The organism is Pseudomonas rossensis, assembly GCF_039888995.1.
In the GTDB taxonomy this organism is placed as follows: Bacteria; Pseudomonadota; Gammaproteobacteria; order Pseudomonadales; family Pseudomonadaceae; genus Aquipseudomonas; species Aquipseudomonas rossensis.
Map to the genome: position 1 here is coordinate 1 of NZ_JBBWCB010000186.1, position 8,621 is coordinate 8,621.

General features: G+C 57.8%; 7 protein-coding genes. 4 read left to right on the forward strand and 3 right to left on the reverse strand.

The genetic code is table 11. The annotated features are described in order from the left end of the window. Nucleotides 1-215: 215 nt before the first annotated feature. Together WLY71_RS27965 and WLY71_RS27970 are read right to left on the reverse strand one after the other, a co-directional pair. On the reverse strand, nucleotides 216-1,004 hold the full coding sequence (locus WLY71_RS27965) for an MlaA family lipoprotein (protein WP_347806140.1): 789 nt from the start codon (nucleotides 1,002-1,004) through the stop codon (nucleotides 216-218). Beyond that, nucleotides 997-2,295, reverse strand: a complete 1,299-nt coding sequence (locus WLY71_RS27970) for a serine/threonine protein kinase (RefSeq protein WP_347806141.1) — start codon at nucleotides 2,293-2,295, stop codon at nucleotides 997-999. Before WLY71_RS27970 ends, WLY71_RS27965 begins: the two co-directional genes overlap by 8 nt. A 224-nt stretch (nucleotides 2,296-2,519) precedes the next feature. Between WLY71_RS27970 and WLY71_RS27975 the strand changes: the two genes are divergently transcribed. Next, nucleotides 2,520-2,888 (forward strand): hypothetical protein, encoded by a 369-nt coding sequence (locus tag WLY71_RS27975; protein WP_046054321.1) that lies wholly within the window; start codon nucleotides 2,520-2,522, stop codon nucleotides 2,886-2,888. Nucleotides 2,889-2,985: 97 nt separating this feature from the next. Here the strand turns inward: WLY71_RS27975 and WLY71_RS27980 are convergent, their stop codons facing one another. Beyond that, on the reverse strand, nucleotides 2,986-4,581 hold the full coding sequence (locus WLY71_RS27980) for a glycoside hydrolase family 17 protein (protein WP_347806142.1): 1,596 nt from the start codon (nucleotides 4,579-4,581) through the stop codon (nucleotides 2,986-2,988). A gap of 300 nt (nucleotides 4,582-4,881) precedes the next feature. Here WLY71_RS27980 and WLY71_RS27985 point away from each other — a divergent pair, with 300 nt between their 5' ends. From WLY71_RS27985 to WLY71_RS27995, 3 genes are all read left to right on the forward strand, one after another. Further along, the gene (locus WLY71_RS27985; protein WP_347806143.1) at nucleotides 4,882-5,733 is read left to right on the forward strand and encodes a glycine betaine ABC transporter substrate-binding protein; all 852 of its coding nucleotides are present in this window, start codon (nucleotides 4,882-4,884) and stop codon (nucleotides 5,731-5,733) included. Nucleotides 5,734-5,972: 239 nt separating this feature from the next. Continuing rightward, nucleotides 5,973-6,284, forward strand: coding sequence for a DUF485 domain-containing protein (locus WLY71_RS27990; RefSeq protein ID WP_017337238.1), 312 nt, complete (start codon nucleotides 5,973-5,975; stop codon nucleotides 6,282-6,284). Continuing rightward, nucleotides 6,281-7,939, forward strand: coding sequence for a cation acetate symporter (locus tag WLY71_RS27995; RefSeq protein ID WP_347806144.1), 1,659 nt, complete (start codon nucleotides 6,281-6,283; stop codon nucleotides 7,937-7,939). Before WLY71_RS27990 ends, WLY71_RS27995 begins: the two co-directional genes overlap by 4 nt. Nucleotides 7,940-8,621 lie beyond the last annotated feature (682 nt).

Below are 8,621 nucleotides of genomic sequence, written 5' to 3' on the forward strand. Positions count from 1 at the left end.
TGTGGCGGGGGCGGTGGTGTTGGCGGGTGTGATGGTTGCCAGCAACACCTGGAAAGCACTGAAAGGCTGAAGCTAGAACTCTTTCCATAAGTAACGCATAACAAATGTGGGAGCGAGCTTGCTCGCGATAGCGGTGTAACAATCAACATAGAAGTTGAATGTTATGGCCTCATCGCGAGCAAGCTCGCTCCCACAGTTGTTTATTGCCGATGGATTTACTCGGCGATCTGCAACTTGCGCGACTCGGTGTACACGTAGCGCACTTTCTCGTACTCGAATGGCGAGTTCAGTTGGCCGTAGCGGAAGCCGGTCTGGTAGCGCTTGTCGACGCTGCGCAGGACCCAGACCTCGGGGTGGTTGGAGCTGACTTCGGAGACGTTCAGGAAGTTGATCGCCGATTCCGCGCTGAAGTCCACCACCAGGCCGCCGGTGTCGCGGATGTTCGAAGGGCCGAGGATCGGCAACACGAAGTAGGCGCCGCTGGGTACACCGTAGAAGCCCAGCGTCTGGCCGAAGTCTTCGCTCTGGCGCGGCAGACCCATGGCGGTGGCCGGATCCCACAGGCCGGCGATGCCGACGGTGGTGTTGAGCAGCAGGCGCGCGGTGGTTTCCATCGAGCGCTGCCCCTTGAACTGTAGCAAGCTGTTCAACAGGTTCGGCACGTCACCGAGGTTATTGAAGAAGTTGCTGACACCGGTGCGCAGGAAACTCGGCGTGATGTAGCGATAGCCATCGACCACTGGCAGGAACACCCATTGGTCGAAGCGGTAGTTGAAGTGGTAGACGCGGCGGTTCCACTCTTCCAGCGGGTCGTAGACGTTCAGCGCGTTGAGCGTCGAGCGTTCGAATTCGCGCTGATCCAGCCCCGGGTTGAATTTGAGTTTGCTCAACGGCTCCTTGAAGCCGTCACTGTCGATGACAACCGGTGCGTTGGCTTTGCTGTTGTCGGCATTGGCGACGCCTGCACAGAGTAACGCGGCGATAAGCAGGAGGTATTTAGCCACGGAAGAACTCCAGCATGGCGTCGCTGTTGACGCGGTAATTCAGGTTGCCGCAATGGCCACCCAGGGGATAAACGGTCAAACGATCGCCAAAGGTCTTGCGCAGGAAACCAAGGTCGCCAGGGCCGAGAATGACGTCGTCGGCGTTGTGCATAACGGCGATTTTCGGGCTGTCGTGCAGGTAATCCTTGAGCGCGTACAAACTGACCTGATCGATCAGTTGCAGCAGGCTGCCGCCGTCGGTGCGGGCGCGCCACATCGGGATGACTTGTTCGGTGATGTAACAGTCGAAGTCACACTGCAGCGCGCGTTTGAGGAACGGCGTGAGGGTGGTGCCTTCGGTGATCGGGTATTTCGGTGGAGTGATCAGACCGCGACGGTTGATCAGGTCCGAGGTGAAGGCAATGTCGGCTGCCGAGAAGCGGAACGAAGTGCCGATCAGCATGGCCATCTGTTCGTTGCTCAGGTGCTGCTTGGACTGCTGGAAGTCGTAGAGCAGCGCATCGTTGAGGTCGATGTAACCTTTCTGCTGGAAGTAACGGGTCAGTTTGTCCAGCACCAGCTCGTAGAAAGTGGTGGTGTTGTTGATGCCCTTGACCTCGGTCTGGACGAGCTTGTCCAGGTTGGTAATCGAGGTGTAGAGGTTGACCGGCGGGTTGAGCAGCAAGACTTTCTTGAAATTGAAGCTGCGGCGGGTTTCATCCAGGTGTGCGACAAATGCCGCGTCCAATGCACCCAGGCTGTAGCCGGTCAGGTAGTAATCAGTGACGGGCACTTTCGGGTTTTGTGCCCGCACGGCCTGCATCACCCGGTACATGTCTTCGGCGTCTTCCTTGGTGATGCCGGGTGTAGCAAAGCGTGAGGCGGCGCTCATGAAGTCGAAGCTGGTGGGCGACGACAGTTGCACCACGTGGTAGCCGGCCTTGTAGTAGAGCTTTTTCAGGTACTCGTTATGGCTGCTATCATAGCGCGCGCCGGTGCCGGCGATCAGGAAGATCAGCGGTGCGGCTTTATCTTGTGTGGCGATGCGGTAGGTGAGCTTCTTTACCGGCCAGAAGTTGTCCGGCAGGTCGAACTCACGCTCCGGGCGCAACCTGACGCTGCGGTCGGCCTGATTGATGTCGTCGTCCAGCGGCAACTCCGGACGCAGGTCCGGCGGTGTCGTGGCAATGGTCGCCTCGAACGGATTGGTCAAGGGGTAGCCATAGCTGGCGGCGTCGATGTCCACCGCCAGTGCGGACGCACTCAAAATAAGGCCGCCAAACAGGGCGGCGAAGCGCAAGGAACGGAGCATGACTAGATCTCTTAGAGAAAGGTACCGAATGAAGTTCGCAGGCTATGACCACGGGGTTTGCGCCAAAGTGCCATGGATCGGCACCAATCAGGCCAAATTTCGGAGTAATAGTAGCTGGACGATACACTTTGCAGCTATTTCGTGACCAATTATCTCTTAGACGCGTTTGCTTACCGCTGACGGGGGATTAAGCTGGCCGCCGTTTTCGTTTATTGGAGTGCTTCATGTCCCGCCGTCTGCCTGTGATTCTGCTGCTCGTTCTCCTGCCGTTATGGCTGGCCGCCAGTTATGGCGCGCGTTATGGCTTCATGGAGGATGCTCAATGGGTCGGCATCTGCGTGGACGAAGCGAGCCGCTGGGAATGTCAGGTTCGTTCGAGCCTGGGTCTGATGATTCACTTCAATGTTTTGGGCTTCGCGGCATTGGCGGCAGCCGTTATCGGTTTTGTGCTACCGGGCCGGGCAGGGTGGTGGTTGGCCGTGTTGGCGCTGGTTTTCGGGTTTCCGGCGTTGGCGTTGTACAACACGACTTTGGCTGTTTTTGCGGTGGTGATTGCTGGGTTGCGGTTGGTCCGGGAAAACCGCGTTGCCTGATACAGAAAGATCGCAGCCTGCGACAGCTCCTACACAGGAATACGCGTTTCCCTGTAGGAGCTGCCGCAGGCTGCGATCTGTTGATCTTGCTTTATGATCAGCCTTTGCGAACCCGCAAACTGCGCCACAACGCTGCAACCATCAACACACTCACCAGCGCCCAACCCCAGGCCTGCTGATTCTGCAACCCTTCACGATACAGCTGTGGCGCAATGCCAGCACCGATGATGAAGGTCAGCAGGGCAATCTCCCGACGCGGCACGCTCACCGGGCGACACAGATAGACCAGCGCCGGCAGGATGAATGCGACACTCGGGAAGCTGCGATAACGTGGATCGAACACCAGCTCCAGCATCGTCACCGCAGCGGCAAACCCGGCCGCGGCGAGCAACCAGCCCGCCCGACGTTCCAGCGTGTTGAACGCGCGTCCGCGCCAGCCAGTGCGAGCGCTCAGGGTCAGTGCCGCATGCGCCAGCACCAACACGTTCAACGCCGTCAGCAAAGCGACCCACAACCATTCACTGGTAAACCGCGTAGTGACACGGGCCAGGTCGCCCCAGGCGCCAATCGAGCAAGCGGCCAGCGCACCCAACAGCGGTAGAACCAGCGCTTCGCGAGTGCTGCGTACACGGCCGCCAAGGATCAACGTGCCAAGGAAGATCAAACCACCCACCACCAGCCACTGCGTCCAGTAAGGCACGTTGGACACTGGACCGGCGAGCACACCTTTGTCCTGGCGATCGGCATCGAACAGCCCCCAGTAACCACCGACCGCACCTTCGCTGGCGCGTTTCCACGGCTGGTCGAAGGCTTCGATCAGGTTGTAATGCCAGCCTTGCTGCTCCGCCATGATGACAAAAGAGCGAATGAACTTGGCTTCATTGACCCGGCTCGGCAGGGCGGTCTCACGCTGACGCCCTTCACTGGGCCAGCCGGTTTCACCAATCATCACGTCCTTGGGTGCGAACTTGTTGCCGAACACCTGACGTACTTCGGCCACATGCTGCAGAGCGGCGTCGATATTCGACGGGTCATCTTCCCAGTACGGCAACAAGTGGATAGTCAGGAAATCCACCGCCGGGGCAACTTCCGGGTGCTGGAGCCAGAACTCCCAGACGTCGGCGTAAGTGACAGGTTGTTTGACCTGGCTTTTGACTTTGTTAATGAGCTTGGCCAGCTGCGCGCCAGTGACTTCCTTGCGCAACAGGGTTTCGTTGCCGACGATCACCGAGGTCACTACGTCCGCGTTGGCGTTGGCCGAGGCGATCAGCAGGTCGACTTCCTTGGCGGTGTCCACCGGGTTGCTATTGACCCAGGCGCCGATCATCAGCTTCAGCCCGTGCTTGCGCGCCAGGTCGGGCAGGGCCTCGAGGCCGGTCATGGAATAGGTACGGATGCATTCGAAGCTTTTGGCCAGCAGCGCGAGGTCGGCGTCCATGCGCTCAGGGCGCAGCTTGAACGGCTGATCGAACGGCGATTGGTCCTTGTCGAACGGGGTGTAGGAGGCGCATTGCAGCTTGTGCGTCGCGTTGGCCACGTCCGGCAGCACCACCGGTTTACCGAGGCCGTACCAGAAGCCACCCAGGGCAAAAAGCCCCAACAGGCAGGCGAATAGATAAGCAGAAAAAGGAAAGCGGGATGTCGCGGGCATGGTCAGGCCGTCTGGGAGCAAAGCCGCGCATGTTACCTTCATTTGCCGCGTGCTTGGTGGCCTGCATACTTTTGACATGCAAAGTTCGGGCGGATTGGCCGGCGGACTTCCGGTGGTCTAGATTAATGGCGTTCTGATGTCGTTTCTCGATGCCTTGAGGTCGCTGGCAGAGAAGGTCGCCATTGTCGTGAGGTTGATTATCGACGCATCAGTGCTCTCATCGATAAATCGCGCTGATGTTCGGACGGGTTTGCGGTGGGCGTGATGGGGGCGCTGTGCACCATAACAATACGTTGACGCGACTCGGCATCCGTCGAGCGCAGCACTTTCGGGGAAGTAACGATGAAGATGCGACGACTTTTAGGCGCGAGTGCCGCTCTGGTGCTTGCGATTGGCTCCACATTCGCCAATGCCGAGAGCAAAACCCTGAGCATCGGCTACGTTGACGGTTGGTCCGACAGCGTTGCCACCACTCATGTGGCGGCCGAAGTGATCAAGCAGAAGCTGGGTTATGACGTGAAGTTGCAAGCTGTCGCCACCGGGATCATGTGGCAGGGTGTGGCCACCGGGAAACTCGACGCCATGATGTCTGCGTGGCTGCCTGTGACTCACGGCGATTACTGGACCAAGGACAAGGATCAGGTCGTCGATTACGGTCCGAACTTCAAAGACGCGAAAATCGGCTTGATCGTGCCGGAGTACGTCAAAGCCAAATCCATTGATGATCTTAAAACCGACGACAGCTTCAAAAAACGCATCGTCGGCATCGACGCCGGTTCAGGCGTAATGCTCAAGTCCGAGCAGGCAATCAAGGACTACGATCTGACCGGCTATCAACTCAAGGCCAGTTCCGGCGCCGGGATGATCGCCGAGCTGACCCGTGCCGAGAAGAAAAACGAATCCATCGCCGTCACCGGTTGGGTGCCGCACTGGATGTTCGCCAAGTGGAAACTGCGCTTCCTGGATGATCCGAAAGGCGTTTTTGGCGCGGCTGAAACCGTGAACAACATCGGCAGCAAAGAACTGGCCACCAAGGCTCCGGAAGTTGCCAAGTTCCTGAAGAACTTCCAGTGGGCGTCGAAAGACGAAATCGGCGAAGTCATGTTGGCCATTCAGGATGGTGCCAAACCTGAAGCCGCAGCGAAGGATTGGGTGGCCAAACACCCGGAACGCGTTGCAGACTGGATCAAATGATTTGAGCTGACGCGTCTAGTCAGCACCTTCCAGGGCCGCTTGATATCACAGTCAAGCGGCCTTTTGCTTTTCTGCATTTCATGTAGAGAGATGACGGGTGCAAAGCAGGCTAATTATTAATTGCTGAAAAATGGCAAAACCGTCATGTCGTTCTAATACTAAGGTCGTCTGGAACCAGTTCCGTAGCCGCATAGAGTGGATGACGTTACAACTTCATCTGTGCTGCGAGGATAAAAACAATGAACGACAGCATTTACCTCTCGATTCAAAACAGCCCGCGCTTCAAGGAGCTGGTTAGTAAGCGAGAAAGGTTCGCCTGGATTCTTTCGGCGATCATGCTTGGGCTTTACTCCGGATTCATCCTGTTGATTGCTTACGGGCCGCATATTCTGGGCGCGAAAATCAGCCCTGAGTCTTCGATTACCTGGGGGATACCGATTGGTGTCGGGCTGATTCTCTCGGCCTTTATCCTGACTGCAATCTACGTACGACGCGCCAATGGCGAATTCGACGACCTGAACAATGCGATTCTCAAGGAGGCTCAGCAATGATCCGGCGTCTAATGGCTCTATTGAGCATCGCAGCTTTCGCGCCTGGTGCCTGGGCCGCTGAAGCCCTGACTGGTGAAGTCAACAAACAACCGCTTAACGTCTCTGCGATTTTGATGTTCGTAGCGTTCGTCGGTTTGACCCTGTGCATTACCTACTGGGCTTCCAAGCGTAACAATTCGGCAGCCGACTACTATGCGGCGGGTGGCAAGATCACCGGCTTCCAGAACGGTCTGGCGATTGCCGGTGACTACATGTCGGCGGCGTCCTTCCTGGGTATTTCCGCCCTGGTGTTCACCTCCGGCTACGACGGCCTGATCTACTCGATCGGCTTCCTGGTGGGCTGGCCGATCATTCTGTTCCTGATCGCCGAGCGCCTGCGTAACCTGGGTAAATACACCTTTGCCGACGTGGCGTCCTATCGCCTTGGGCAAACACAGATCCGCACGCTGTCCGCTTGTGGCTCGCTGGTGGTGGTGGCGTTCTACCTGATCGCACAAATGGTCGGTGCCGGCAAGCTGATTCAACTGCTGTTCGGTCTCGACTATCACATTGCAGTGATCCTGGTCGGTGTCCTGATGTGCATGTACGTGTTGTTCGGCGGCATGCTGGCGACCACTTGGGTGCAGATCATCAAGGCAGTGTTGCTGCTGTCCGGTGCCTCGTTCATGGCGCTGATGGTGATGAAGCACGTCAACTTCGACTTCAATGCGCTGTTTTCCGAGGCGATCAAGGTTCACGCCAAAGGTGAAGCGATCATGAGCCCGGGTGGCCTGGTGAAAGACCCGATCTCAGCGTTCTCCTTAGGGCTGGCACTGATGTTCGGTACCGCGGGCCTGCCGCACATTCTGATGCGCTTCTTCACCGTGAGTGATGCGAAAGAAGCTCGCAAGAGCGTGCTGTATGCAACCGGCTTCATTGGTTACTTCTACATCCTTACCTTCATCATCGGCTTCGGCGCGATCTTGCTGGTTAGCACCAACCCTGCCTTTAAAGATGCGGCTGGCGCGCTGTTGGGCGGCAACAACATGGCGGCGGTGCACTTGGCCAACGCGGTGGGTGGCAGTGTTTTCCTTGGCTTCATCTCTGCAGTGGCGTTCGCGACCATTCTGGCGGTTGTGGCTGGTTTGACCCTGGCCGGCGCTACGGCGGTGTCTCACGACCTTTACGCCAGCGTGATCAAGAAGGGCAAGGCGAACGACAAGGACGAGATCCGCGTCTCGAAAATCACCACCGTCTGTCTGGGTGTGTTGGCGATTGGTCTGGGCATTCTGTTCGAAAGCCAGAACATCGCGTTCATGGTGGGCCTGGCGTTCTCCATCGCGGCGAGCTGTAACTTCCCGGTGCTGCTGCTTTCCATGTACTGGAAGAAGCTGACCACGCGTGGTGCGATGATTGGCGGCTGGTTGGGTCTGATCAGTGCCGTTGGTTTGATGGTCCTTGGGCCAACCATTTGGGTGCAGATCCTGCATCACGAGAAGGCTATCTTCCCGTATGAGTACCCGGCGCTGTTCTCCATGGCCATTGCGTTTATAGGGATCTGGTTCTTCTCGATCACTGACAAGTCGACTGCGGCTGACAATGAGCGGGCGCTGTTCTTCCCTCAGTTTGTTCGTTCGCAGACGGGTTTGGGGGCGAGTGGGGCTGTTTCGCACTAAGGCTTCAGCTTTGTTTATATAAGCTGCGTTAAACAGAAATGCCCCGGTCGAGAGATTGGGGCATTTTTTGTTGGGCGGTTTATCTCCCGCTATAGGAGAAAAGCGGCCTGACAGCCGACCTGTTTCTTTTGGGTGTACATATCCATTTCTGCGGTAACGGCGGCTGGCGGTTTCGCTCTTACAGCGAGTCCCTTTTTCAAACGCCAAAAAGGAACCAAAAGGCTTCGCCCCGGCGTACGGCGCCTCGCTAAAGCTCCGCGTTCCCTCGCTACGGTGTCCATCAGGGGGCATCGCCTACGGTCTGCTTCGCGACGACCTCCTCTCGATGTGTTCGGCTTCGCCGAATGGCGCTACGCGCCTAACCCCCTGATGAACACCTACGCTCGGCCTGCCGAAGGGGCGAAAGATCAAAAGCAGGATCAACATCAAAAGCCAAAGCTAAAGCCAAGATCAAAAGATCGCAGCCTTCGGCAGCTCTTACAGGGGGGGGCGCGTGCGCTGGAAATCAGGCCGGCCGGCAGGCCGCCTCGATTTTGATTTTGACTCACCGCCCCCTCGAGAGACCGAGTGGAGGTTCTGCGCAGTGGGCAACCCGGCATGGATGCCGGGTTAGCCGCCCCCGGCCATGGATGGCCGATGGCGGCGGGCCCACGGAGCAGGACCGGAGCGAGGGCATGCCGAG